At 73.9% G+C, this 25226-nt stretch carries 22 protein-coding genes; 12 read left to right on the plus strand and 10 right to left on the minus strand.

Annotation, left to right across the window (positions count from 1 at the left end; all coding sequences use genetic code 11):
* Window positions 1–70: 70 nt before the first annotated feature.
* The 7 genes from ACF08B_RS02910 to ACF08B_RS02940 all read left to right on the plus strand — a co-directional run bounded on the left by ACF08B_RS02910 (window position 71) and on the right by ACF08B_RS02940 (window position 7260).
* On the plus strand, window positions 71–1141 hold the full coding sequence (locus ACF08B_RS02910; RefSeq protein ID WP_392315740.1) for an ABC transporter permease: 1071 nt from the start codon (window positions 71–73) through the stop codon (window positions 1139–1141).
* Window positions 1134–2108, plus strand: coding sequence for an ABC transporter permease (locus tag ACF08B_RS02915; protein WP_392315741.1), 975 nt, complete (start codon window positions 1134–1136; stop codon window positions 2106–2108). Before ACF08B_RS02910 ends, ACF08B_RS02915 begins: the two co-directional genes overlap by 8 nt.
* A 123-nt stretch (window positions 2109–2231) precedes the next feature.
* Window positions 2232–3311: a rhamnose ABC transporter substrate-binding protein gene (rhaS, locus tag ACF08B_RS02920; RefSeq protein ID WP_392315742.1), complete on the plus strand. Its 1080-nt coding sequence runs from the start codon at window positions 2232–2234 to the stop codon at window positions 3309–3311.
* Between the two features lie 17 nt (window positions 3312–3328).
* Window positions 3329–3649, plus strand: a complete 321-nt coding sequence (locus ACF08B_RS02925; RefSeq protein WP_392315743.1) for an L-rhamnose mutarotase — start codon at window positions 3329–3331, stop codon at window positions 3647–3649.
* Between the two features lie 273 nt (window positions 3650–3922).
* Window positions 3923–4948, plus strand: a complete 1026-nt coding sequence (locus ACF08B_RS02930; RefSeq protein ID WP_392315744.1) for a LacI family DNA-binding transcriptional regulator — start codon at window positions 3923–3925, stop codon at window positions 4946–4948.
* Window positions 4949–5046: 98 nt separating this feature from the next.
* The gene (locus tag ACF08B_RS02935; protein WP_392315745.1) at window positions 5047–6348 is read left to right on the plus strand and encodes an alpha/beta fold hydrolase; all 1302 of its coding nucleotides are present in this window, start codon (window positions 5047–5049) and stop codon (window positions 6346–6348) included.
* 69 nt (window positions 6349–6417) lie between these two features.
* Window positions 6418–7260: a pentapeptide repeat-containing protein gene (locus tag ACF08B_RS02940; RefSeq protein WP_392315746.1), complete on the plus strand. Its 843-nt coding sequence runs from the start codon at window positions 6418–6420 to the stop codon at window positions 7258–7260.
* 280 nt (window positions 7261–7540) lie between these two features.
* Here the strand turns inward: ACF08B_RS02940 and ACF08B_RS02945 are convergent, their stop codons facing one another.
* Window positions 7541–9067: a cytochrome P450 gene (locus ACF08B_RS02945; RefSeq protein WP_392315747.1), complete on the minus strand. Its 1527-nt coding sequence runs from the start codon at window positions 9065–9067 to the stop codon at window positions 7541–7543.
* A gap of 118 nt (window positions 9068–9185) precedes the next feature.
* Here ACF08B_RS02945 and ACF08B_RS02950 point away from each other — a divergent pair, with 118 nt between their 5' ends.
* Window positions 9186–9791: a TetR/AcrR family transcriptional regulator gene (locus ACF08B_RS02950; protein ID WP_392315748.1), complete on the plus strand. Its 606-nt coding sequence runs from the start codon at window positions 9186–9188 to the stop codon at window positions 9789–9791.
* 92 nt (window positions 9792–9883) lie between these two features.
* The gene (locus ACF08B_RS02955) at window positions 9884–10609 is read left to right on the plus strand and encodes a DUF2470 domain-containing protein (protein WP_392315749.1); all 726 of its coding nucleotides are present in this window, start codon (window positions 9884–9886) and stop codon (window positions 10607–10609) included.
* On the opposite strand, the gene ACF08B_RS02960 is transcribed toward ACF08B_RS02955, so the two are convergent.
* From ACF08B_RS02960 to ACF08B_RS02980, 5 genes are all read right to left on the minus strand, one after another.
* Window positions 10577–11806 (minus strand): lactonase family protein, encoded by a 1230-nt coding sequence (locus ACF08B_RS02960; protein WP_392316027.1) that lies wholly within the window; start codon window positions 11804–11806, stop codon window positions 10577–10579. The two genes, ACF08B_RS02955 and ACF08B_RS02960, sit on opposite strands and share 33 nt — an antisense overlap.
* 133 nt (window positions 11807–11939) lie before the next feature.
* Entirely contained in the window at window positions 11940–13019 is a 1080-nt protein-coding gene (locus ACF08B_RS02965) for a hypothetical protein (protein WP_392315750.1), read from the minus strand.
* 49 nt (window positions 13020–13068) lie between these two features.
* Window positions 13069–14319: an aromatic acid exporter family protein gene (locus ACF08B_RS02970; RefSeq protein WP_176985480.1), complete on the minus strand. Its 1251-nt coding sequence runs from the start codon at window positions 14317–14319 to the stop codon at window positions 13069–13071.
* Window positions 14320–14509: 190 nt separating this feature from the next.
* Window positions 14510–15004, minus strand: coding sequence for an FBP domain-containing protein (locus ACF08B_RS02975; protein WP_392315751.1), 495 nt, complete (start codon window positions 15002–15004; stop codon window positions 14510–14512).
* A gap of 140 nt (window positions 15005–15144) precedes the next feature.
* A complete protein-coding gene (locus ACF08B_RS02980) occupies window positions 15145–15792 on the minus strand; it encodes a PAS domain-containing protein (protein ID WP_392315752.1) in 648 nt (215 codons plus the stop codon).
* A gap of 277 nt (window positions 15793–16069) precedes the next feature.
* Here ACF08B_RS02980 and ACF08B_RS02985 point away from each other — a divergent pair, with 277 nt between their 5' ends.
* Both ACF08B_RS02985 and ACF08B_RS02990 read left to right on the plus strand, forming a co-directional pair.
* The gene (locus ACF08B_RS02985) at window positions 16070–19249 is read left to right on the plus strand and encodes a cytochrome P450 (RefSeq protein WP_392315753.1); all 3180 of its coding nucleotides are present in this window, start codon (window positions 16070–16072) and stop codon (window positions 19247–19249) included.
* A gap of 205 nt (window positions 19250–19454) precedes the next feature.
* Window positions 19455–20744, plus strand: a complete 1290-nt coding sequence (locus ACF08B_RS02990) for an ROK family protein (protein ID WP_392315754.1) — start codon at window positions 19455–19457, stop codon at window positions 20742–20744.
* 31 nt (window positions 20745–20775) lie between these two features.
* On the opposite strand, the gene ACF08B_RS02995 is transcribed toward ACF08B_RS02990, so the two are convergent.
* Both ACF08B_RS02995 and ACF08B_RS03000 read right to left on the minus strand, forming a co-directional pair.
* Entirely contained in the window at window positions 20776–21024 is a 249-nt protein-coding gene (locus tag ACF08B_RS02995) for a hypothetical protein (RefSeq protein WP_392315755.1), read from the minus strand.
* A 30-nt stretch (window positions 21025–21054) separates the two neighbouring features.
* On the minus strand, window positions 21055–22086 hold the full coding sequence (locus ACF08B_RS03000; RefSeq protein WP_392315756.1) for an SDR family oxidoreductase: 1032 nt from the start codon (window positions 22084–22086) through the stop codon (window positions 21055–21057).
* 182 nt (window positions 22087–22268) lie between these two features.
* Between ACF08B_RS03000 and ACF08B_RS03005 the strand changes: the two genes are divergently transcribed.
* Window positions 22269–23141 carry an alpha/beta fold hydrolase gene (locus tag ACF08B_RS03005; RefSeq protein WP_392315757.1) on the plus strand — a complete coding sequence of 291 codons (873 nt, stop codon included), beginning with the start codon at window positions 22269–22271 and terminating at the stop codon, window positions 23139–23141.
* Between the two features lie 255 nt (window positions 23142–23396).
* On the opposite strand, the gene ACF08B_RS03010 is transcribed toward ACF08B_RS03005, so the two are convergent.
* Both ACF08B_RS03010 and ACF08B_RS03015 read right to left on the minus strand, forming a co-directional pair.
* On the minus strand, window positions 23397–24053 hold the full coding sequence (locus ACF08B_RS03010; RefSeq protein WP_392315758.1) for an HAD family hydrolase: 657 nt from the start codon (window positions 24051–24053) through the stop codon (window positions 23397–23399).
* Window positions 24054–24068: 15 nt separating this feature from the next.
* Window positions 24069–25136, minus strand: coding sequence for a PHP domain-containing protein (locus tag ACF08B_RS03015; protein WP_392315759.1), 1068 nt, complete (start codon window positions 25134–25136; stop codon window positions 24069–24071).
* Window positions 25137–25226: the final 90 nt, after the last annotated feature.

Genomic DNA, 25226 nt, shown 5'->3' on the forward strand with positions numbered 1-25226 from the left:
CTGCGCGCCGTATGACAGCCGTAGAGAGGGCTGCCCGAATGATTCCGACCGCCGACCGGAGGGCCGCCGTATGACGGTGACCACCCCGAACCCGACCCCCGTCGCCGACGCGCCCCGCTCCAGTGGCACCCGGCTCGTGGACCGCGTCTTCAAGATGCGCGAACTCGCCATCCTGGTCGTCTTCCTGGTGATGATCGCGGTCACCCAGGCGGGCAACAGCCAGTTCCTGTCCGAGCAGGGCATCAAGGACCTGCTGCTCAACGCGACGATCCTGGTGCTCGTCGCCACCGGGCAGTCCCTCGTCGTCATCACCCGCAACGTCGACCTGTCGGTCGGCTCCACCCTCGGGATCAGCGCCTTCGCCGCCGGCTCCTACCTCCAGGGCGGCGGGAACGCGGTCGTCGCGATCCTCCTCGCCGTCCTGCTCGGCATCGGGTTCGGACTGCTGAACGGCCTGCTCGTCAGCCTCGGCCAGGTGCCCGCGCTGGTCGTCACGCTCGGCACCCTGTACATCATCCGCGGGATCGACTCGATCTGGGTCGGCTCACGGCAGATCACGGCGGCCGATCTCCCGGGCGGCTTCGTCGACTTCGGCTCCGCGGGCGTCTCGGCGGTGCCCTGGCTGGCCGTCATCGCGCTGGCGGCGCTGGTCGCGACCGCGTACTTCCTCAAGCACTACGACAGCGGGCGGGAGCTGTACGCCCTCGGGTCCAACCCGGAGGCCGCGCGGCTCGCCGGCATCCCCGTGCGCAAGCGGCTCCTGGCCGCCTACACCTTCTGCGGCGCCCTCGCCGGACTCGCGGGCGTCCTGTACCTGGCCCGGTTCGGCAACGTCGACTCCGGCACCGGCAACGGCTACGAACTCACCGTCGTCAGCGCGGTCGTGGTCGGCGGCATCGCCTTCACCGGCGGAGCCGGCAGCGTCTACGGCGCCGCCCTCGGCGCCCTGCTGCTGACCTCCATCAACAGTGTGCTGCCCGCGCTCGGCGTCAGCTCCGTGTGGGTGCTCGCGATCAACGGCGTCCTGCTGCTGCTCGCCATCGCCGTCGACCGGGTCGTGGCGCTGCGCGTGGCCGCCGCCCTGAAGAAGAAGTCGGCCCTGAGGAGGACCGCCATGGCGAAGGAGACCTCCGGTGCCTGAGTCGCTCACCCGCGCGATCCGCTGGGACACCGTCGTCGGCGCCCTCCTGATCGTCCTGCTGCTGCTCTCCTTCGGGTTCGTGGACGGTTTCGGCAACGCCCTCAACCTGTCGTTCCTGCTCGGCAACACGCTCCCGATCGCGCTGATCGCCCTGCCGATGACCCTGCTCGTCGTCGCCGGCGAGATCGACCTCTCGGTCGCGTCCACGGCCGGGCTGTCCGGTGCCGTGATGGGCAGGCTCTGGAACGAGGGCATGGCCATCGAGACGATCGTCCCGCTGTGCCTGCTCCTGGGCGTGGTCTGCGGGCTGGTCAACGGACTGCTCGTCACCCGGCTCGGGCTGCCGTCCCTCGCCGTCACCATCGGCACGCTCGCCGCCTACCGGGGCATCGCACAGATCGTGCTCGGCTCCGACGCGGTGACCGACTTCCCCGTCCAGTACCAGCAGTTCGCGGCCGGCCGCCTCGGCACGACCTTCCTGCCGCAGGCCTTCCTGCCCTTCCTGGTCCTGCTCGCCGTCGCGGTCGTCGTCCTGCACGCGACCCCGTTCGGCCGGTCGCTGTTCGCCATCGGGGCGAGCGAGGAGGCGGCACGGTTCGCGGGCGTCCGCGTCAAGCGCGGCAAGCTGGTCCTCTTCGTCGCCACCGGCCTGATGTCCGCGCTCACCGGCGTCTTCTGGGCGCTGCACTACGCCAGCGCCCGCTACGACAACGCCACCGGGCTGGAGCTCTCCGTCGTGGCCGCCGTGCTGCTCGGCGGCATCGACTTCGACGGCGGCAGGGGGACCCTGGGCGGCGCGATCGCCGGTGTCTTCCTGCTGGGCGCGCTGCAGAACGTGATGAGCCTGCTCAACGTCTCCGCGCAGTCGCAGATCGTCGTCACCGGCGTGCTGCTGGTGATCTCCGTCCTGGCGCCGCGGGTCGCGCGGCAGATCTCCCTCGCCCGGGCGGCCGGCTCCAGCGGTTAGGCCGTCCGCCGGCCGCGGGCCCACCGCGGCAGGCGGACGTCTCCCGCCGCGGAGCCGGATGTTCCGTCCAGTCCCGCGCCCCCGACGGGGCGCCACCCCTCCTCCTGCAAAGGAAGCGCCATCATGCGTAGTTCGTCCCTTCGCCGCGCCTGCGCCGCCCTCGCCGCCGGCACCTCCCTGGCCCTCGCCCTCACCGCCTGCGGCGGCACCACCAAGAACGACGTCAAGGACGACAGCGGATCCGCCGCCTCCGCCGGCAAGGCCGACCCGAACGCGGCCACCAAGAAGGGGCTGACCGTCGGCTTCCTGCCCAAGCAGGTGAACAACCCGTACTTCACCACCGCCGACAAGGGCGGCGAGCGGGCGCTCGCCGAACTCGGCTCGACGTACAAGGAGGTGGGCCCGTCCAGTGCCACGGACACCTCCGGCCAGGTGAGTTACGTCAACACGCTCACCCAGCAGCGGGCCGACGCCATCGCCGTCTCCGCGCAGGACCCCGGTGCCCTGTGCACCGCGCTGAAGCAGGCCATGACGAACGGAATCAAGGTCGTCACCTACGACTCCGACACCAACCCCGGCTGCCGCAACGCCTTCGTGTCGCAGGCGTCCGCCGAGGACCTGGGCCGTACCGAGGTGCAGCTGCTCGCCGAACAGATCGACTACAAGGGCGAGATCGCGATTCTGTCGGCCGCGCAGACCGCGACCAACCAGAACACCTGGATCGGCTACATGAAGGACGAGCTGAAGGACCCGAAGTACAAGGACGTCAAGCTCGTCAAGATCGCGTACGGCAACGACGACGCCCAGCAGTCGTTCCAGCAGACCCAGGGCCTGCTCCAGGAGCACCCGAACCTGAAGGGGATCATCTCCCCGACCACCGTCGGCATCAAGGCCGCGGCCCAGTACCTGTCGGGCTCCAAGTACAAGGGCAAGGTCAGGCTGACCGGCCTCGGCACCCCGAACGACATGCGCAAGTACGTCAAGAACGGCACCGTCGAAGGCTTCGAGCTGTGGGACCCGGCGAAGCTCGGCGACCTCGCCGCGCGGACCGCCGTCGCCCTGGCCTCCGGGCAGATCTCCGGCAAGGAGGGCGAGACCTTCAAGGCCGGCGGGACGACGTACACCCTCGGCAAGGACGGCGTGATCAACCTCGGCAAGCCCACCGTGTTCAATGCCAAGAACATCGACCGGTTCGACTTCTGAGCGGACAGGGGCCGTCGATGCAACGCGTGTGCTTCCTGCTGAAGGTCAGGGCGGACCGCCTCGACGAGTACCGTGAGCGGCATGCGGCCGTCTGGCCGGAGATGCTCGGCGCCCTCGGGGCGACCGGCTGGCACAACTACTCGCTCTTCCTGCGTGAGGACGGCCTGCTCGTCGGCTACCTGGAGACCGAGGACTTCGCCGCCGCCCGGGCCGGCATGGAGGCCACCGGCGTCAACGCGCGCTGGCAGGCGGAGATGGCGCCGTTCTTCGAGTCGCCGGACGGCGCCCGGCCCGACGAGGCCATGAAACCGCTCGCCGAGGTGTTCCACCTCGACTGAACGGCCGGAGCCGGCCACGTGCCGGCACGGCGTGCGGCCGGCGCCCCGGCCTTCGCCACGGGCGCGCGACCGAGGACACGGCCGCCCCGGCTCCTCGGCCACGAGCGAGGGCACGACCCGGCCCGGCCGCCGGGCAGGGAAGGCCGAGCGGCACGCCCTCGGCCTTCCCCGTCGCCCGCCCCGCGCCCCCTACGACCACTCTTTCCGGGCGGCGGTGCCGGTAATGTGAAGGCCCGCCCACCGCCCCTCGTCATCCTGGAGGTCCGAAGCCCGATGGCCCAGTCGGTGGGTATCAAGGACGTCGCCCGCGCCGCCGGAGTGTCGGTGGGCACGGTGTCCAACGTCATCAACCGCCCGGACACGGTCGCCGACGAGACCCGCGCACGCGTGCAGTCCGCGATCGACCGGCTCGGCTACGTCCGCAGCGAGTCCGCGCGCCAGCTCCGTGCGGGCCGCAGCCGGATCATGGGGCTGCTGGTGCTCGACATGGGCAACCCGTTCTTCGTGGACGTGGCGCGCGGTGCCGAGCGTGCGGCCCGGGAGGCGGGACTCGGCGTGATGGTGTGCAACAGCGCCCAGAACGCTGCCGAGGAGGCCGACTACCTGTCGCTCTTCGCCGAGCAGCGGGTGCGCGGCGTGCTGCTCACCCCGGCGGACGCGACCGGCCGCAACATCGAGTCCTTCCGGCGGCACGGCATCCCGTTCGTCCTCGTCGACCGGGTCGCCGAGGGTGCCACCGAGTGCTCGGTCTCCGTGGACGACGTGGCGGGCGGTGCCCTCGCGGTCCGCCATCTGGTGGACGCCGGGCACCGGTCCCTCGCCTACGTCAGCGGCCCGCCCGGGCTGAACCAGGTCCGCGACCGCCGTACCGGCGCCCTGAACGCCCTCGCCGAAGCCGGGCTCGGCCCCGACGCGCTGCGCGAGCTGCTCACCGAGCGCCTCGACGTCGCCGCCGGCCGGGACGCCGGCGCCCGGCTGCTCGGCCTCGCGGAGCGCCCCACCGCCGTCTTCTGCGCCAACGACCTGCTCGCCCTCGGCGTCCTGCAGGCCCTGTACGCGGCGGGCGTCACCGTCCCGGACGACCTCGCCATCGTCGGCTACGACGACATCGAGTTCGCCGCGGCCGCCGCCGTACCGCTGACCTCGGTGCGGCAGCCCGCCGTCACCATGGGGGCCCTGGCCGCCGAACTGCTGCTGGAGGAGACCGAGCAGGGGGAGGGGCGGCGGGTCCACGAACACCGCCGGGTGGTGCTCCAGCCGGAGCTGGTCGTGCGCCGTTCCAGCCTCGCGTCCCGCTGACCGGAAGTTCAGTAACAATCCATGATCCCGGGGGTCGGCCCGCACCCGGTCATGTGCTGAACTGGGACGCGTCCATCCCATCCGTCCCGGGAGACCCGTTGAGCCTCAGCTACCGCCAGCCGGGCGTCGTCCTCACCGACCGCCGCTTCACCGTGCCCCTCGACCACGCCGACCCGGGCGGCGAGACCATCGAGCTGTACGCCCGCGAGGCGGTCGCGAGCGACAAGGCGGACCAGGACCTGCCCTGGCTGCTGTACCTGCAGGGTGGACCCGGCTTCGGGGCGAATCGTTTCGTCGGACGGCAGGCCTGGCTCGACCGGGCCCTGAAGGAGTACCGCGTCCTGCTGCTGGACCAGCGCGGCACGGGCAGCTCCACGCCCGCCACCCGGCAGACGCTCCCGCTGCGCGGCGGCCCCGCCGAGCAGGCCGGCTATCTCGCCCACTTCCGGGCCGACGCCATCGTCCGCGACTGCGAGGCCATCCGCCCGCAGGTCACCGGCGGCGCCCCGTGGACCGTGCTCGGCCAGAGCTTCGGCGGCTTCTGCACGGTGTCGTACCTCTCCCTCGCCCCCGAGGGCCTGGAGACGGCCGTGATCACCGGCGGGCTGCCCTCGCTCGACGCCCACGCCGACGACGTCTACCGCGCCGCCTACCCGCGCGTCGAGCGGAAGGTCGGCGCGCACTACGCCCGCTATCCGCAGGACGTCGAGCGGGCCCGCCGTGTCGCCGACCACCTCCTCACCCACGACGTGGTCCTGCCGAACGGCTACCGCCTCACCGTGGAGGCCTTCCAGTCCCTCGGCCTGATGCTCGGCGCGAGCGACGGCAGCCACCGGCTGCACCACCTCCTGGAGGACGCCTTCGTGCGCACCCCCGGCGGGCCCGACCTCTCCGACGCGTTCCAGGAACAGGTCCAGGCGCTGCTGTCGTACGCGGGCCACCCCCTGTACGCCCTCGTCCACGAGTCGATCTACGGTCAGGACGGCCGCCCCACCGACTGGGCCGCCGAACGTGTCCGCGCCGAGTTCCCGCAGTTCGACGCGGCGAAGGCGCTCGCGGGCGACGCCCCCGTCCTGTTCACCGGCGAGACGGTCCACCCGTGGATGTTCGACGCCGACCCGGCCCTGCGCCCCCTGCGGGAGACGGCGGGCCTGCTCGCCGCCCGCACCGACTGGCGGCCGCTGTACGACCCCGCGCGCCTCGCCGCCAACGACGTCCCGGTGGTGGCCGCCGTCTACCACGACGACATGTACGTCGACACCGCCCACTCCCTGCAGACGGCCCGCGCGATCCGGGGACTGCGCACCTGGGTCACCGACGAGTTCGAGCACGACGGCCTGCGCGCGGGCGCGCCCCGCGTCCTCGACCGGCTGCTGGCGCTGGCCCGCGACGAGGTGTGACGCACGGGGGGCGCCGACGGGTGCCGTACGGGGTTCGGGGGCGGTTCGCAGGTCAGTAGGGTGGGGTGCATGCCGGACCACACGATCGACCCCTCCGACCTGCGCGGCGACTGCGCACAGTGCTTCGGGCTGTGCTGCGTCGCCCTGCCCTTCGCCCGCTCCTCCGACTTCGCGCTGAACAAGCCCGCGGGCACGCCCTGTCCGAACCTGGGGTCCGACCACCGCTGCGGCATCCACGCCGACCTGCGCGGCAAGGGCTTCACCGGCTGCACGGTCTACGACTGCTTCGGCGCCGGTCAGAAGGTCTCGCAGGTCACCTTCGGCGGGCAGGACTGGCGGACGGGCGCGAAGAAGGACGCGCGGCGGATGGTCGACGTCTTCCCGGTCGTCCGGCAGCTGCACGAACTCCTGTGGTACCTGGCGGAGGCGCTGCGCATGCCCGCCGCCCGGCCCGTCCACCCCGAGCTGCGGCGGGCCCTGGAGCGGACCGACGCGCTCACCCGGCAGGGCCCCGAGGAACTGGCGGCCCTCGACGTGGCCGCGCACCGCCAGGAGATCAACGTCCTCCTCCTGCGCACCAGCGAGCTGGCCCGGCCCGGCGCCACCAGGAAGGGCGGAAAGGGCGGCGGCAAGGACCGCAGGGGCGCGGACCTCATCGGCGCCCGCCTCAGGGGCGCCGACCTGCGGGAGGCGAGCCTGCGCGGTGCCCTGCTCATCGCCGCCGACCTCACCGGTGCCGATCTGCGCGGCGCGGACATGATCGGCGCCGATCTGCGGGACGCCGACCTGTCCGACGCGGACCTCACCGACGCCTTCTTTCTCACCCAGCCCCAACTCGACGGTGCCCGGGGCAACGCCGCCACCAGACTCCCCGAGGCACTCGCCCGCCCGGCCCACTGGGCGGCGGGCTGACCCGGGACGGCCGTGTGCCGGCTCGGCGTGCCGGGCGGCGGACCGAGCCGCCGGTGCCTGCGGCGGGCTGAGTGCCTGCCGTTGTCACTCGGCCGTCCGATGCACCAGGCAGCGGGCTGACCGGGTGGGGCCGTCCCGGGACCGGCCCGTGTCCGCCGCCCGCACGGCGCAGCCGATGAGCGGTGCTGTCCGGCGACCGCGGCCGGTCGCCCACCCGCCCTGTCCACCCGGCGGCGGACCGGTCCGCCGGAGCCGTCCCCCCGGATCGGGGCCGCCCGCGTCAGTCGTCCGTTCGGTGTACCGGGCAGCCGGCCGGTCCGTCGGCGCCGTCCGGGACCGTGACCGGTAGCGCCGGGGCGGACGCCGGGGTGGGGCGCCGGTCCAGCCGGAGCCGCAGACCGTCCGGCATCAGGGTCAGCCGCTCGGTGACCGCCAGCCGGTAGCCCGGGTCGATCCCCAGGTCGTAGCGGCGCAGCAGCAGGCCGAGGACCAGGGTCGCCTCGTGCAGGGCGAACTGGCGGCCGATGCACGCGCGGGCCCCGGTGCCGAACGGCTTGAAGGTGTGCGGCGGCCGGGCCCGCACGGCCTTGGCGTCGAACCGGTCCGGGTCGAACCGCTCGGCGTCGTCGCCCCACACCTCCGGCTCGCGGTGCAGCATCGGCGTGAGCACCAGCGCCCACGCGCCCCGCCGCATCGGATGCTCACCGGCGAGCACGGTGTCGTCCCGGGCCTCCCGGGCGAAGGCCGGTGCGGTCGGCCAGAGCCGCAAGGTCTCGTCCAGCACCCGGCGGACGTAGCGCAGCTTGGCGACCTGCTCGTAGCCGGGCTGCGCGGTGCCGCCCCAGACCCGGTCCACCTCGGCGCGCGCCCGGGCGGCGATCTCGGGGTGCCGGGCGAGGTAGTACAGGGCGAAGGAGAGCGCGCCCGAGGTGGTCTCGTGGCCCGCCACCAGGAACGTGATCACCTGCTTGCGGACGTTCTCCGCCGACAGCCGTTCGCCCGTCTCGGGGTGGGCCGTCTCCAGCATGCGGTCCAGCAGGTCCCCGCCACCGCCCCCGGACCGGCTCCGGTCGGCCACCAGGCCGTCGACGGTGCGGTTGAGGCAGGCCATGTCGGCCGCGTTGCGCCGGGCGGCGGTCCGCAGCAGCAGCGGCGCCAGCGGTCCGGGCACGCTGTTGAGCCGCTGCGCGTAGGTGAGCGTGCCGACCATCGCCGAGACGAAGGGATGCGGCCGGTCCCGCTCGAAGGAGCCGAAGTCGTGCCCGAACCCGGTGCGCGCGATCGTCTCCAGGGTCAGCTTGGTCATGTCCCCGGGCGCGTCCACCGTGCGTCCGGCCGCCGTCTCGCGGTCCCAGTGGTCGGTCAGCCGGCCGGCGACCGCCAGCATCATCCCGTGGTAGGTCTCCATGGCCTCACGGCTGAACCCGGGCGCCAGCACGTCATGGGCGAGCTGCCAGTTCGGCTCGTGGTTGTAGGCGGTGAACAGACCGTCCCCGGCGATGGGCCGCAGATTGGCGATGCCCAGACCGACGTGCTTGGCGAACCGGGCCTCGTCCGCGATGTCGGCGGCGAGCGGCGCGCCCCACACGAACACGAATTCCTTGCCGAAGGCCCGCCGCCGGAAGATCGGCCCCAGCTCGCGCGCGTACCGCATGGAGTCCTGGACCGGCCGGCGCCGGTCGGCCCCGAGTACATCACCGAGGAGCGGCACACGGTGCGGCGGATGCGGGATGCGGTGCAGCTCGGGCCAGCCCTGCTCGGCGCTCCGGAAACCCTTCGGCAGTCCGGACTCCCTCGTCTCCGCCATGACGCGATCTCCCTTGACCCAGCGGACCGTTGAACCTGTGCGCGTGTGTTGTACGTGAGTTCAATAGCGGGTTTCAGTGTGGTCCGCCTGTTGAACCGACGTCAAGTAAGGTGACGGCATGTCCGCGAACCAGGGGGAGCGCGCCCGGCGCAGACTCAGCACCGCAGAGCGCCGTGAGCAGTTGCTGTCGGTCGGCGCGAAGCTGTTCTCGGAGAGTCCCTACGACGAGGTGTGGATCGAGCAGGTCGCCGAGATCGCCGGGGTCTCCCGCGGGCTGCTGTACCACTACTTCCCGACCAAACGGGACTTCTTCGCCGCCGTCGTGGAGCGGGAGAGCGAGCGGATGCTCCGCATGACGGCGGCCCTGCCCGGCGTGCCGGCCCGGGAGCAGCTCACCGCGGGCCTCGACACCTGGCTCGCATACGTCCAGGCCCATGCCCACGGTTTCCGCGCCTTCCACCGCGCCGACGCCGCGGGGGACCAGGCCGTGCGACGGGTCTACCAGCGGTCCCTGGCGGCGCAGGAGCGGCAGATCCTGGCCGCGCTCGCGGCCGACCCCGAGTTCGGGCCGGACTTCTCGGCCCTCCCGCGGGTGCGGCTGGCGGTCCGCGGCTGGCTCGCCTTCACCACGGCGGTGTGCCTGGAGTGGCTGCGCGAGGGGGAGTTGACCCTGGAAGAGGTGCGCGACCTGTGCGCCCGCGCGCTGCTGGGTGTCATCGCCTGAGACCGGCTCCCACGCCGTCGCCGGTGGCGCGTGGTTGGCGTGCGCCCCGATCTTCGATAGGTTAGGCAAGGCTTACCTAAGGAGGTCCCGGCATGGGTGACACGCAGGACTGGACGGCCGCCCCCGGCGCGGCGGAGCGGGCGCGATCGGTGCTGGCCGCCGCGTGGTCGTGCGCGGTGACCGCGGACGGCGCCCGCGAGGAGTACGTCGGCGCGCACACCGTGACCGACGAGGGCGAGGTCCGGCTGACCGTGCCCGACGACAGCGCCCTGATCGGGGCGGTCCTGTGCGCACCGCGCCAGGAGCCTTCGGCGGTGCTGGAGTTCGCCGACGTCGCCCCCGTGCCCGTGCGCAACCGCGTCCGCGCCCGGCTCTGGCTCTCCGGCTGGTTCGAGCCCGCAGACGGCTCCCTGGTGCTGCGGCCCCACCGGATCCTGCTGCGGCAGTCCGACGGAGCCGTGGTCGTGGACCTCGACGAGTTCACCGCCGCCCGGCCCGACCCCCTCGCCCATGCCGAGTCCGGGCTGCTCACCCATCTGGCGGACGCCCACCCGGACGCCGTCGAGCGGCTCACCCGCCTGGTCCGGCCGGAGAGCCTGCACGCCGCGACGAGGGTGGCACCGCTCGCCGTCGACCGGCACGGGCTGACCCTGCGCATCGAACGCACCCGCGCCCACGGCGACGTACGGCTGCCCTTCCACGCGCCCGCGGACGGGGTCGCCGAGCTCACCGAGCGCATGCACGTCCTGCTGGCGCAGGCGAGTGCCGCCGGCTGCCCCCGGACGCTACAGCGGCAGCGCGCAGACGGCGACGGGTGACGCGAACGGCTCACCGGCCGGGCGGAGTTCGCCGCCCACCGGGTCGACGCCGAAGACGGTGACCGTGCCGGACCGCTGGTTCGCCGCGAACAGCAGCCCGCCGTCGGGCGAGAACGCGATCTGCCGCGGGAAGTCCCCGCGCACCGGCACCGTGCCGAGCAGCCGCAGCCGGGCCCCGTCCGCCTCGACGGCGTACCGCGCGATGCTGTTGTCGCCCCGGTTGGCCAGGAAGGCGTACGCGCCGTTCGCCGTCACCAGCAGCTGTGCCGGGTAGTTGGTGCCGGCGCCCGATCCCGTCGACTGCGGCTCGCCGATCGTCAGCCGGCCGGTCCCCGGGTCGTAGGCGCAGACGGTGACCGTGTCGTCCACCTCGTTGGCCAGGTACGCGTGGCGGCCGCCCGGATGGAAGGTCAGATGGCGCGGCCCCGCGCCGGGCCGGGTGCGCACCCGCGCCACCTCGGTGAGCGTGCCGGCGCGGTCGTCGAGGCGGTAGGTGTGGACGCTGTCGGTGCCCAGGTCGACGGCGAGGGCGTGACCGCCGTCCGGGCTGCTGAGGAACTGGTGCGCGTGCGGGCCCTGCTGGCCCGGACCAGGGGGCGGCGAGGTGTGCGTGACCAGGTCGGTGCGCTCGCCGAGGGCTCCCGACGGCGCGATCGGGTGCACGGCGACGCTGCCCGACCCGTAGTTCGCGCTCAGCAGCCAGCGCCCGCCGGGATGCACGGACAGATGGCAGGGACCCGCCCCGCCCGTGCTCCGGGTGCCGAGGACCCGCCGGTCCGCGAGGCGCACGGCCGTCACGCCACCGTCCTGCCGCTCGTTCACCGCGTACAGCGTCCGGCCGTCCGGATGCACGGCGAGGTACGACGGATCCGGCACCCCGGTGAGCGTTCCGGACCCGGTGACACGGCCCGTCGCCGGGTCGTACGAGGCGAGGCCCACACCGGTGCCGCCGCCCTCGGCGGAGGTGTAGGTGCCCAGGTACAGCGCATGGGGGCCGGCGGCCCGCCGGGGCGGCGCGGACGCCGGGCGCCGCTCCTCGGCCGGCCGGCCGTCGGAGGGCGGGGCCGCCGGGGACGGCACCGCCACCACGGCCGCCGTGCCCGCCGCGACACCGACGAACCGGCGTCTCGTCCAGCCGCCCCCGGGCTCCCGGGACCGCTCCGGGCGAGGAGGCCGCCGTGCCGCCCCTACCTCCATGTCCATGCCGTACCTCAACTCGTCGGTCGCCCCGGTCGTGACAGCCACCTTGGCCCCGGCCCGCCGCCAAGGGCAAGCCGGGCAAGTGGCGTTGCACGGGGCGCAACCGAACCGGCGCTTTTCGACCCCTGCCCTACCAGTCCCCGTCCTCGACCGGTGTGCCGGGCGCGTCCTTGAGCGGCTGCACCTGACCGGGCGAGGGCGCCTGCCACGGGTCCAGGTCGTCCCCGAGCCAGTCGCCCACCGGCTTGACCGTGCCCAGGGTGTCCGTGGGGGCGAGGTCCTCGCCGTCCGCGTCGTAGTAGTCGAACCAGGGCAGTCCCGCCCGGGTGTACGCGGCCCGGTCCACCGGGGACGGCGGGGGAGCCTCGCCCGTGATGCGCCGCCACTCGGGAGGCGTGACCAGATGCACGAAGATCCGCCCCGCCGGGTTCGCGGACCACTCCTTGAGCGGCCGGTCGTCCTGGTAGACCTCCTGGCGCATCGAGCCGCCGACGCCCAGCCCCATGGCGGCCGCGGCCCGGGGAGCCGCACCGGGCGCCCGGGGTGCCGCGCCCGGAGCCGGCGGCGGCAGGGCCGAGCCGGGCGCGGCCATCATCGGCTGCGCCGCGCCGTAACCGCCGACCGGTCCGGCCGCCATCCGGGTGCGCCGCTCCCGCTCCAGACGCTCCTCCTCCCGGCGCCGCCACTCGGCCAGCACGTCGTCCCGCAGCGGGAAGGACTGGAGCTGGACGCCTCCCCACACCTCCTCGCCCGTGACCTGCCCCTCCACGGTCGCGCCCAGACCCAGCGGCACGGCGACGAACTGGCGGACCGTCCCCTTGCCGCTGTTGATGCCGTCCAGCCAGGGCTGCCGGGGCAGCACCACGTAGTTCTGCGGGCGCCGGGCCAGCTTGCCGCTCCACCGCTTGCCGGACACCGCGCACACCTTGCCCACGCCGACCTGGAGCGCGGCCGGTTCCGTCGTACCGGCGAAGCTCAGCCACATCGCCTCGCGGAGGTACACCGGCAGCATCACACCGCCGCGCGCCAGCCACTCCGCCGGAACCGTGTCCGGGTAGTCCGAGACCCGCCGGACCGGGAACTCGCCCAGCCCCGGGGGCAGCGCGTGCGTGCCCTTCTCGGGCAGCCGCAGCGTACGGATGAACCGCACCGCCACTCCGCCCGGCAGCCTCAGGGTGTTCCCGTCGATCCGTACCGCCGCACCGCTCATCCGACCGCCCCCTCGCATCACGGCGCCGGCCCGTCTCCCGGCACCTTCCTCACCGAGAACGCTCGCCGAACCCCGCACGGTTCCACAGTTCCTCCTGGACGCCGAGGCGTTCGCGCAGCCGGGTCATCCGCGGCAGCTTCGCCCGCTGCTCCTGGGACACCCGGTCCAGCTCCTCCAGCAGACGGCGGGTGCGGTGCTCGGTGTTCAGCTCGTCGATGATGCGCGTGGTCTCGGTCAGCACGGCGCCCATGAGCTGCCAGTTCGCCCAGTCCTTCCGGATCTCCTCCTGGAGCAGCTCGGCCAGCCGGTCACGGGTGCCGGCGGCCGTGTGCAGCTCCGCCGTCAGCCGGGACTCCGCGGACTCGGCGTTCTCGCTCAGATCGGTGGTCACCAGCACGGCGAAGCTGACGACGGCGTCGGCGATCTCCGACAGCAGTTGCTCCACGGTCTCGCCGATCCGCGAGGGGAACAGCTCCTCCGAGCCGCGGGCCTTCGCCAGGTCCGTGAACGACCTCGCCAGCACCCGCAGGACCACCGTGCAGATCTCCAGGGTGTCCAGTCCGGTGCGCAGCACGACCCGGTGCAGCAGGCCCTCCTTGACCCGGGGGTTGAGCCGCAGGCTGTCCTCGGCCTGCCGCAGCGCCGCGTCCACCCGGACGATGTCGTGGTCCAGCCGGCGTGCCTCGTGCAGCCGCGCGGCCGCCTGCTGCCAGGGGATGCGGTCCGCGGCCTCCTCGCCCATGCGCAGCATCAACTGCCGCACCCGGCGTGCCAGGTCCTCGATCGACCGGCCCGCCTCGTCGACCCACACCGGTGGTGGGAGCAGCAGGTTGCAGGCCGTTCCGACGACCGCGCCGATCAGCGTCTCCACGATCCGCGCCCAGGCGGTGAAGCCGACGGTGGTCACCCCGAGCACCAGCATGGCGCTGATCGCCACCTCGGCCACGTACTCGTCGACACGGACCAGGTGGCCGACGGCCAGCGACGCCACGATGAGCAGGGCGAGGCTCCACCAGGTCAGTCCCACGAGCACGCTGAAGGCGATGGCGACCAGCACACCGGCCACCACCGAGTTCACCCGGCGGATGCCGTTGGTGAGCGTCGCGAAGAAGGTCACCTGGACGACCAGCAGGGCGGTCAGGGGCGCGGTCAGGGGGGCCGGCTCCGGGCTGAGCCGCAGCGCGATGACGTAGGCCACCGTCGCCGCCGCGGCCGACCGCAGCGTCTGGACGACCACCGGCTCCCGGTACCGCTTCACCAGGCGCCACAGTCCCGAGGTCCACTTCTGTGCGTCGTACATCCCTTGGCCTGTTCCCGTTCCTCGGGTAGGTCGAACGTGACCGATCGAGGACTGTTCCTGACCGCAAGGAGAGCCTTGGAGGCGTGGACCGGCGGGTTTCAGGGATTTTGCACGGATCGGCTTTCCGCCATCCGGCGGGGGAGCGGAGGTACGGCGGCGGGCGCCCGCCGGCCTCCCGGCCCCTTCGGCGTCAGGCGTACAGCTTGTCGACGAACGCCGACAGGTTGGCCGTCGTGCGGGCGATCTGCTCCTCCAGCGTCAGGCTCTCCCCGAAGCGGGAGCCCGACTCCGGCACCTTCTTGCCCCGCACGTACAGCGAGCACGCCAGGTCGGTGCACATGTACAGGCCGACCGAGTTGCCCTCGCGGCCCGCCGCCCCGGCCTTCCGCGCGGTCATCAGCGACACCCCGCCGCCGGGATGCGTGGTCAGGCAGAGCGAGCACATGCTGCGGTGCAGGAACCCCCGCTGCGAGGACGGGAAGCGCAGCGCCACGCCGACGAGCCGGCCGTCGCGCACGGTGACCAGGCAGCTGCGGTCGGGCGCCCCCGGATCCCGCCAGCCCAGGAAGTCCAGATCGGCCCAGGGGCGCTCGGCGAGGTCGCGCGGCACGCTCATCCGCTTGGCCTCCCCCTTGGAACAGTTGACGAACGAGTCGCGGATGTCCTGCTCGGTGATCGCTCTCACGGGAGGTCCCTCCAGATGCCTGCGCCAGGAACCTAGGGTCCCTAGGTTCCTGGCTAGCGTAGATAGCCGAAAGGCGAAGGTGCGAACGGATTTTCCGAAGGGGTCGTCCGGCTCGCGTTCCCGCGCCCCCGGCCGGCGTCTCAGCCCGTTCCGTCCGGCCTCGTCTCCGGTGGCCACACCCCCGGGACGAGCACGCCCAAGGCGTAGGCGCGGGCGACCAGTTCCGTGCGGTTGGCGGCGCCCCAGCGGGCCGACAGGCGCCGTAGGTGGTAGTTCACGCCGTCCACCGTGAGCCCCAGCTCGCGGGCGGCGCGGGCACCGGTCGCACCCCCGGCCAGCAGCGCCAGCACCCGGCCCTCCACGGACGTGACCGGCGCCGGCCCGGGCTCCGCGGGCTCGGCGGCGCACTCGCCCCGCACCCGCAGCATCACCAGCAGGGCCGGCGTGTCCTCCACGGTGTCGCTCACCGGGTCCGCCGTCAGCTCGCCGTACCGCCCGCTCCCGCAGGGCGCACGCCAGCACACCGACACCTGGTAACGGGACCGGCGGCGCAGCCGCAGCGCCTCCACGATCCGCTCCACCTGCGTGACCTCCTGCGGGCGGAACAGCTCCAGCACCTGCCGGCCGCGCAGCCGCCCGGGTGTCGTACCGCACTCCGCCGCCATCGCCGGATTGGCCAGCACCACCAGGCCCTCCGCGTCGCACACCGCGACCGGCACCGACACCCGGTCGAACAGGGTCATGGCGCGGTTGCGCCAGACCACGGCGTCGCCCTGCCGCATGTCCATGCGCACCGCCCCTCCGCGTCGCCCTCGCGATCGTCTGCCCGGCGATCGTGGTGCCGCACGATCGTCATGGCACACGATCGTCATGCCCACGATCCAAGACGAAGGGCCAGGTCAGCGGCAACCTCACCGCCCGCGGGCGCGACGGGCGGCCGGCGCGCAAGCCCCCGGGAGCGGCTTTCCACTGCACGAACGTGTAGTGCGGATGCGTCCGGCCCCCTCGGTGCCGGACCACCCTGGAGCGGAGTACTCCGTTACCGCGAAAGGCAGTTGTCGCGCCATGCCCCCCACCGCACCGCACCCCGAGCCGGCCGGCACCCTCCCCGCCGTGCCCGTCGTCGACATCACCGCCACCGGACCCGGCCGCACCCCCATCCAGCAGGTCATGGAGCTGATGCGCGCCCACGGGCCGGTGCTGGTGCGCCGGCTGCACGGCCGGGACGCGCTGTTCGTCGCCGACACCGACCTGGTCGCCGACCTCGCCGACGAGGACCGGTTCGCCAAGCACGTCGGACCCGCCCTGGAGAACGTGCGCGCCTTCACCGCCGACGGTCTGTTCACCGCGTACAACGACGAACCCAACTGGGCCAGGGCCCACGACATCCTGATGCCCGCCTTCGCGCTCGGCTCCATGCGCACCTACCACCCCGTGATGCTCCGGGTGGCCCGTCGCCTCATCGACGCCTGGGACCGGGCGGCGTCGGCCGGGCGGCCCGTGGACGTGCCCGACGACATGACCCGGATGACCCTCGACACCATCGGACTGGCCGGATTCGGCTACGACTTCGGCTCCTTCGAGCGGCCCGAGCCGCACCCCTTCGTCGAGGCCATGGTCCGCTGCCTGGAGTGGAGCATGACCAGCCTGGCCCGCACCCCGGGCACGGACCACACGGCGGCCGACGAGGCCTTCCGGGCGGACGCCGACTACCTCGCCGGCGTCGTGGACGAGGTCATCGCCTCCCGCGCCGGGACCGACCAGAGCGGTGCCGAGGACCTGCTGGGCCTGATGCTCAGCGCGCCGCACCCCGGCGACGGCACCACCCTGGACCCGGCCAACATCCGCAACCAGGTCATCACCTTCCTGATCGCCGGTCACGAGACGACCTCGGGCGCCATGTCCTTCGCCCTGCACCACCTCGTCGAGAACCCGGCCGCGCTCCGGCTCGTCCAGCGCGAGGCCGACGCCCTGTGGGGCGACACCGCCGACCCGGAGCCGACGTACGACGACATCGGCCGGCTCACCTACACCCGGCAGGTGCTCAACGAGGCGCTGCGGCTGTGGCCGACCGCCGCCGCCTTCAGCCGGCAGGCCCGCGAGGACACCCTGCTCGGCGGCCGGATCCCGCTGCGCGCCGGACAGGCCGTCACCGTGCTCACCCCGATGCTGCACCGCCGGCCCGTGTGGGGCGACAACCCGGAACGGTTCGACCCCGAGCGGTTCACGCCCGAGGCGGAGGCCGCCCGCCCCCTGCACGCCTTCAAGCCCTTCGGCACCGGTGAACGCGCCTGCATCGGGCGGCAGTTCGCGCTGCACGAGGCGACCATGCTGCTCGCCATGCTGGTCCACCGCTACCGGCTGCACGACCACGCGGGCTACCGGCTCAGGGTGAAGGAGACCCTCACCCTCAAGCCCGACGGACTCCCCCTCACCCTGACCCCGCGCACCACCGCCGACCGCGTCCACGCGCCGCTCCCGGGCGCCGACTCCCGTTCGGGCGCGGAGAGTACGGCCGCGGGCGCCCTCCCGGCCCGGGTCCGCCCCGGCACCCGGGCCCTCTTCCTGCACGGCAGCAACTACGGCACGTGCCGCGCCTTCGCCGCCCAGCTCGCCGACGAGGCCGCCGCCGTCGGCTGCGGCACCGAGGTGGCCGCCCTGGACGCGTACAGCGGCGAACTGCCCACGGACCGGCCCGTCGTCATCACCGCCGCCTCCTACAACGGCCGCCCCACCGACGACGCCGCCGCCTTCGCCGCGTGGCTCGACGGCACGCCCGATCTGACCGGCGTGACCTACGCCGTCCTCGGCGTCGGCGACCGCAACTGGGCCGCCACCTACCAGCAGGTCCCCACCCGCGTCGACGCCCGCCTCGCCGAACTCGGCGCCACCCGCCTCACCGGGCGGGCCGCCGCCGACGCCTCCGGCGATCTCGGCGGCACCGTCCGGGACTTCACGGCCCGCCTGTGCACCGCACTGCTCCAGGAGTACGGCGACCCCGACGCCGTGCACGGCACCTCGGCCGAGCCCGCCCACGCCTACGAGGTCCGCCCGGTGACCGGCGGACCGCTGGACGCCCTCGCCGAGCGGCACGGACTCGTGCCGATGACGGTCACCGAGGCGTACGACCTCACCGCGCCCGGGCACCCGCGCGCCAAGCGGTTCCTGCGCGTCGCCCTGCCCGAGGGCGTCACCTACCGCACCGCCGACCACCTCACCGTGCTGCCCGCCAACGCCCCGGACCTGGTGGACCGGGCCGTCGCCGCGTTCGGCCTGGACCCCGACGCCGTGCTGGACATCCGGGCCACCCGCCCGCGCCGCGACGGCCTCGCGGTGGACCGCCCGGTCCGGGTCCGGGAACTCCTCACCCACCACGTCGAGTTGCAGGAGCGGCCGACCTCCCGGCAGCTGGCGCTGCTCGCCGGGGCCAACTCCTGCCCGCCCGAGCGTGCCGCCCTCGCCGCCCTGGACGGGGACGACCCCCGCACCCTGGTGGAACTCGCCGAGGACCACCCGGCCCTGCGCGGCGCCCTCGACTGGGCGCTCCTGCTCGACCTGCTGACCCCGCTGCGGCCCCGGCACTACTCCCTGTCCTCCTCGCCGGCCGCCGACCCCCACCACGCGGACCTGATGGTCTCCGTGCTGGACGCCCCCGCCCGCTCCGGGAAGGGCCGCTACCGGGGCACCGGCTCCGGCCATCTCGCCTCCCTCCGCCCCGGCGACACCGTCCACGCCCGCGTCCAGCCCTGTCGCGAGGTCTTCCGTGTCGACGGCTCGGCACCGGTGGTCATGGTGGCCGCCGGCACCGGCCTTGCGCCGTTCCGCGGTACCGTCGCCGACCGGGCCGCCGCCCGGGAGCGTGGCGTGGAACTCCCGCCCGCGCTGCTCTACTTCGGCTGCGACGCCCCCGACGCGGACTACCTGCACGCCGGGGAACTCCGCGCCGCCGAGGCGGCCGGCGCGGTCCGTCTGCGTCCCGCCTTCAGCGCCGCACCCGAGAACGGCGCCGCCTTCGTGCAGCACCGCATCGCCGCCGAGGCCGAGGAGGTCTGGCGGCTGCTCGGCGCCGGGGCCCGGGTGTACGTCTGCGGCGACGGCGCCCGCATGGCACCCGGGGTCCGCGACGCGTTCCGTACCCTGTACCGGGAACGCACCCCCGGCACCGACGAGGCCGCGGCCCAGCGGTGGCTCGACTCGCTGGTGGCGGACGGGCGTTACGTAGAGGACGTGTACGCGGCGGGCTGAGCCGCGGGGGAGGGGGCGCCGTGCCGGACCCGGCGCCCCGGCGCCCGGCACCGGGCGTGCTCGTGGCCAAGCGGAACGCCTCCCTCGGCGGGAACCGGTGTCCCCGTCTTAGCTCATAGCGTGAACTAAGGGTTGTGCGAATGTCGCGCCCGGGCTGCCCGAAGGGGTATGTTGCAGGTCGGGCAGGGTTCGTGAAGGGAGCCGCATGGCGGGGCGGAACGGACGCACGGTACGCGACCTGAGGCGGGGCAACCGCACGGCGGTGCTGCAACGGCTGTACTTCGACGGCCCCCTGAGCCGATTCGAGCTCGGGCCGGCCACCGGCCTGAGCTCCGGCTCGGTCAGCAACGTGGTCGCGGACCTCGTCGCCGACGGGCTGGTCGAGGAGGCCGGCAGCGTCGACTCCGACGGCGGCCGGCCGCGCACGCTGCTGCGGGTGTCCCCGCACAGCGGACAGATGATCGGCGTCGACGTCGGCGAAACCCGTGTCCGCGTCGAGCTGTTCGACCTGGCGCTCACCGAGCTCGCCCGCACCGAGCGACCGTTGACGCCCCAGGGCTACGACGTGGACGTCATCGTCGGCCACATCCGCGACGGTATCGCCGAGGTCCTCACCTCCGAGCAGGCCGTGCCCGAGCGGCTGCTCGGCGTCGGCGTCGGCGTCCCCGGCATCGTCGAGCACACCCCGGACCGGGGTGCCGTCGTCCACGGTCAGACCATCGGCTGGGACGCGGTCCCGCTGGAGCGGCTGCTCCGCGCCACCTCCCCGCTCCCGGACGAGGTGCCGTACGTCATCGACAACGGCGCCAAGACCCTCGGCCAGGCGGAGATGTGGTTCGGCGCGGGACGCGGTGCCCGCAACGCCGTCGTCGTCCTCTTCGGCTCCGGCGTCGGCGCCTGCCTCGTCACCCCCGAGGTGGAGCACGGGCGGGCCGTCGAATGGGGCCATCTGACGGTCCGGGTCCGCGGACGCCGCTGCCGCTGCGGCGCGCCCGGCTGTCTGGAGGCGTACGCGGGCGCGGAGTCCCTGCTGGCCCGCTGGCGCGAGGAGGGCGGCCGGCCGCCGGAGGGCACCGACGAGGAGACCGCTCTCACCGCGATGCTGGCCGCCGCGTACCCGTCCGAGGGCACCGCGCCCGACCCGGTCGCACTGGCCGTCCTGGAGGAGACCGCCGAGTACCTGGGCGCCGGCCTGTCCGACCTGATCAACCTCTTCCAGCCCGAGCGGATCCTGATCGGCGGCTGGGCCGGGCTCCAGCTCGGCACCCGCTTCCTGCCCGCGGTCCGCCGGCACGCGACGACGTACGCCCTGCGCCACCCGGCCGACAAGGTGATGATCGACCTCGGCCGGCTCGGGCCCGACGCGGTCACCGTCGGCGCGGCGATCCTGCCCCTGGCCGACTTCTTCGCGAGCGGCGGCCGGCGCCCCGAACCGCTCGGCGAGGACCGCCTGCCGGCCTGGCGCGCGGCGCTGGAGGAACGCGCCCCGCGCTGACGGTGCGGGCGGCAGCCCCGTGCCGCCCGTCTCAGGCCGTCGGCTCGTCCGGTGTCGGGTGTTCCGGGTGCACGGTGCCCGAGCGCGGCGCCCCCCTGGGGCCGCTGCCGGCCTCGTCGGTGTCCGGCATGCCGTCCCCGTCCGGCTCCCCGGACAGGGTGTCCCGCCCGTCCTCGTCCCGGTCCTCGTCGGGCCGGGCCTGCTGGTCGGGCATGTCCCGGGGCACGGGACGGTCCTCGGCGCCGGGCCCGGTGCCGGACTCCGGCTGCTGTTCGGCCATCACGTTCTCCCTCGCCTCGCGGTACCGCACTCAGCCGACCTTCCGCCCCCGCATCGGCTCGGTCTCCATCCCGCCACCCTTGCGCAGGCCGTCCAGGAACTCCTGGATCACCTCCGTCGCCGACCATCTGGGCTGCCAGCCCAGCTCGGTCTTCGCCCGGGCGCAGTCCATCAGGGGCAGCCGCAGCACGGCGTCGAAGAGGTGCGGGGAGGCCGGCAGCAGATGCAGCCCCCAGGCCGCGGCGATCGCCGACCGGGCCGCCGCGCGCGGCAGCCGTACCTGACGGGTGCCGAGCAGCCCGGCGAGCACACCGGCGTCGAGCGGCGGATCGGCGGCCAGGTTGAAGGCACCGCGGGCGCCCTCCGTGTGCACCGCGAGCCGGTAGGCCTCGGCGGCGTCGTCCGTGTGCAGGGCCTGCACCCGCAGGCCGGGGACGTCCGGCAGGAACGGCAGCAGGTCGGGGCGGGCGAGCGGCCCGGGCAGGAACCGCCCCCCGAAGATGCGGCGCTGTTCGCTCGCCGACTCCCACTTGAACAGGAAGGCCGGACGCATGCGCACCACCCGCACCTCGGGGTGGTCGCGCTCGAACACGTCCAGGGTGCGCTCCAGGTAGGCCTTCTCCCGGCAGTACGCGGCGTCCGGCCAGCCGTGGGTCGGCCACGACTCGTCCACCGCGTGGTCCTTGGGGCCCGGCGAGTAGGCGCCCACGGACGAGGCGTGCACCAGCACCGGCACCCGGGCCGCCGCGACCGCCTCGAACACCCGGATGCTGCCGAGCACGTTGCTGCGCCAGGTGGTGGCCGGATCATGGGTCGGCTGGAACGCCCAGGCGAGGTGTATCACGGCGTCGGCGCCCTCGAACCGCTCCGCGAGGTTCGCCTGCTCCGAGGCCAGGTCCACGGCGGCCCACTCGGTCTTCGGGGGCGACCAGCCGGGCGTCCGCCGGGCGAGTCCCCGCACCGACTTGATCCCGGGATCCTCCGAGAGCAGGCGCACCACGCTCGTCCCGACATTGCCGGTGGCGCCGGTCACGACCACCCTGCTGCCCGCTGAGCTGCTCACCTTCGGCTCCTTCCGTCCTCGCGGCGGAGGCTGCGACGACCGGCCGGGTACCCGGGCGGCGGTCCGGCACACGCGGCATGACGTCCGGGGTAATCGACCGCGCGGGCCGGTCGGCGGCAGCATCCGGGGTGCAGAGAACGGCGGACGGACCGTCCGGCCGGACCCCCACCGAGGAGGCAGTCATGCCGTACTTCGAGAGCCCCGTCGACGGAACCCGTCTGCACTACGTCGACCACGGTCCCGCCGACGGACCGGTCGCCGTCTTCGTCGCGAGCGCCTACCTGGGCCACGAGATGTGGGAGTACCAGATGCTGCCCCTCGCGGAGGCCGGCCACCGCTGCGTCGCCCTGGACCGGCGGGGCCACGGCCGGTCCGACGACAGCTGGTCCGGCTACGACCTCGACACCCTCGCCGACGACCTGAACGGCCTGTTCGGCCATCTCGACCTGCGCGGCGTCACCCTCGTCGGGCACTCGGTCGGCACGGCCGAGGTGATCCGCTGCCTCACCCGGCACGGCAGCGCCCGGGTGGACCGGGTCGCGCTCGTCGCCGGTGTCAGCCCCGGCCTCGTCCGCTCGCCGGGGATCCCCGACGGCGTGGACCCGGCGGCCGTGCGCGCCGACGAGGAGCTGTTCCGGCGCGACCGGGCCGCGTGGTTCACCGCCTTCGCGGACGACTTCTTCGCGGTACGGCAGCCGGGCAACGACGTCTCGCCCGCCTACGTCCGCCACATGATCGACCGCTGCCTGGTGGCCACTCCGCGTGCCGCGACCGGCATCCGGGCCGTCGTCGCGACCCTGGACCTCACGGCCGAGCTGCCCGCGCTGGACGTCCCGGTGCTCGTCGTGCACGGCACCCACGACACCTCGGCGCCCCTCGCCCTCACCGGCCGGCGGCTCGCGAAGTCCGTCCCGGACGCGACCCTGAAGGTGTACGAGAACGGCGGTCACGGCCTGTTCGCGACGCACGCGGACCTGCTCACGGCGGACCTGCGGGAGTTCCTGGCCGGCGGACGGCGGACGCGGGAAACCGTCGAGGCGGCCGCGGCCCGGTAGCCCGGGCGCACAGCGGCGGACAGGGAAGAGCCCCGGTCGCGACGGGGGAATCACGACCGGGGCGGTCAGGGGTGGGCACGCATGGCGGTCGCCTCTCGGCGAAAGGCTCCACAGGGCTTCAGCCGAACGATCGTCCCTGTGGGCGGATGGTGAGGCCCGGGGACACTGTCCCATCCGCACCCACGGCTTGTTCAACGGGCAACCACCCCGTGCTGTTCCGGTCATCCGAGTGACCCGTGTCACGCACGATGAAACTCAGCCCAGCGCGGTTTCGGCGAGCCGTCCCAGAAGGTCCGCGGGATCGGCGTACACCGCCTCCGCCCCCGCCTCCTCCAGGTCGGCCCGCGGAATCCCGCCGCACAGCAGCCCGAGGCAGCGCACCCCGGCCTTGCTGCCGGCCTGCATGTCCCACACGGTGTCCCCGACGAACACCGCCCGCGAGGCCGGGACCCCGGCCAGCTCCAGGGCGTGTTCCACGGGCTCCGGGGCGGGCTTGCCCTCCGCCACGTCGTCGGCGCTCGCCGTGTCCTGGATCGCGTCGTCCGCATCGATCGCCCGGCGCAGCGCGCCCAGCTCGGCACCGCTCGCCGAGGTGGCGAGGACGACCGTCCAGCCGTCCCGGTGCAGCCGGCGCAGCAGCTCGCCGGCCTTCGGCAGGGCGGGGAGCCGGTCGAAGTACTGGCCGTAGAGAGCCTTGTGCGCCGCACTCAGCGCGGCGTCCCGCTCCGTGTCCCGGTCGTCGCCGAGCAGGTGCGCGACGAGGTCGGTGGAGCCCAGTCCGACGGCCCGGTGGACGGCGTGCATGGGCACGTCGTGGCCGGCCTGCCGGAACGCCTCCCACCAGGTCACGACATGCAGGTGATTGGTGTCGACGAGGGTCCCGTCGACGTCGAAGACGGCGGCTCGGTCCATCCGGGGTCCTTTCTCTCACTGCCCGGACCGGGTACCACGCCCCGGAGCCGTCACGCGTGCCGGTGTCCGGCCCTCACGCGTCCAGGTCAGCAGCTCGTCCGCGGACCACGTCGTCACCACCCGCTCGGCCGGCACCCCGCACTCCTCCGCGCGGGCGCAGCCGAGAATCTGCCAGTCCAGCTGGCCCGGCGCGTGCGCGTCGGTGTCGACGGCGAACAGCACCCCGGCCGCCACGGCCGTGCGCAGCAGCCGCCGGGGCGGGTCGAGGCGTTCCGGACGGCTGTTGATCTCCACCGCCGTGCCGGACTCGGCGCACGCGGCGAACACCTCGTCCGCGTCGAACTCCGACTCGGGCCGCCCCCGTCCGGTCACCAGGCGCCCGGTGCAGTGGCCGAGGACGTCGGCGTGCGGATCGCGGACGGCGGTCACCATCCGGCGGGTCATGGAGCGGGCGTCCATCCGCAGCTTGGAGTGCACGGAGACCACGACCACGTCCAGCCGGTCGAGCAGCTCCGGCTCCTGGTCCAGCGAGCCGTCCTCGAGGATGTCGCACTCGATGCCGGTGAGCAGCCGGAACGGCGCCCAGCGCGCGTTCAGCTCCGCGACCACCGCCAGCTGTTCGCGCAGCCGCTCCGGGGACAGCCCGCGGGCCACGGTCAGCCGCGGCGAGTGGTCGGTGAGGACGGTCCACTCGTGTCCGAGGTCCGCCGCGGTGCGCCCCATCTCCTCGATCGGGCTGCCCCCGTCGGACCAGTCCGAGTGGGTGTGGCAGTCCCCGCGGACGAGCGCCCGCAGACCGGACCCGGGACCGGAGGGGGAGGCACCGGCCTCCGCCTCGTCCTCCAGCTTGCGCAGGTACCCGGGCACCTCCCCGGCCAGCGCCTCGCGCGCCACCTGGGCGGTCTTCGGCCCGACCCCCTTCAGGGACTCCAGCGTCCCGTCCGCGGCCCGCTCGGCCACCTCCCCGGCGGGGAGGGCGGCCAGCACCCGGGAGGCGGTACGGAAGGCCCGTACCCGATAGGTGGGCGCCAGCGACCGCTCCAGCAGGAAGGCGATCCGGTCCAGCGCGGCGACGGGTTCCATGCACACCAGGGTCCGACAGGTGCCCCGAAGGGGCGCGGGGAACCGTGCGACGAGCCACGCGGCAGCCGCACGAGGACCCCGCTCCAGGCC

The sequence above is a fragment of the Streptomyces sp. NPDC015139 genome (genome assembly GCF_043079785.1).
Lineage (GTDB): Bacteria > Actinomycetota > Actinomycetes > Streptomycetales > Streptomycetaceae > Streptomyces > Streptomyces albidocamelliae.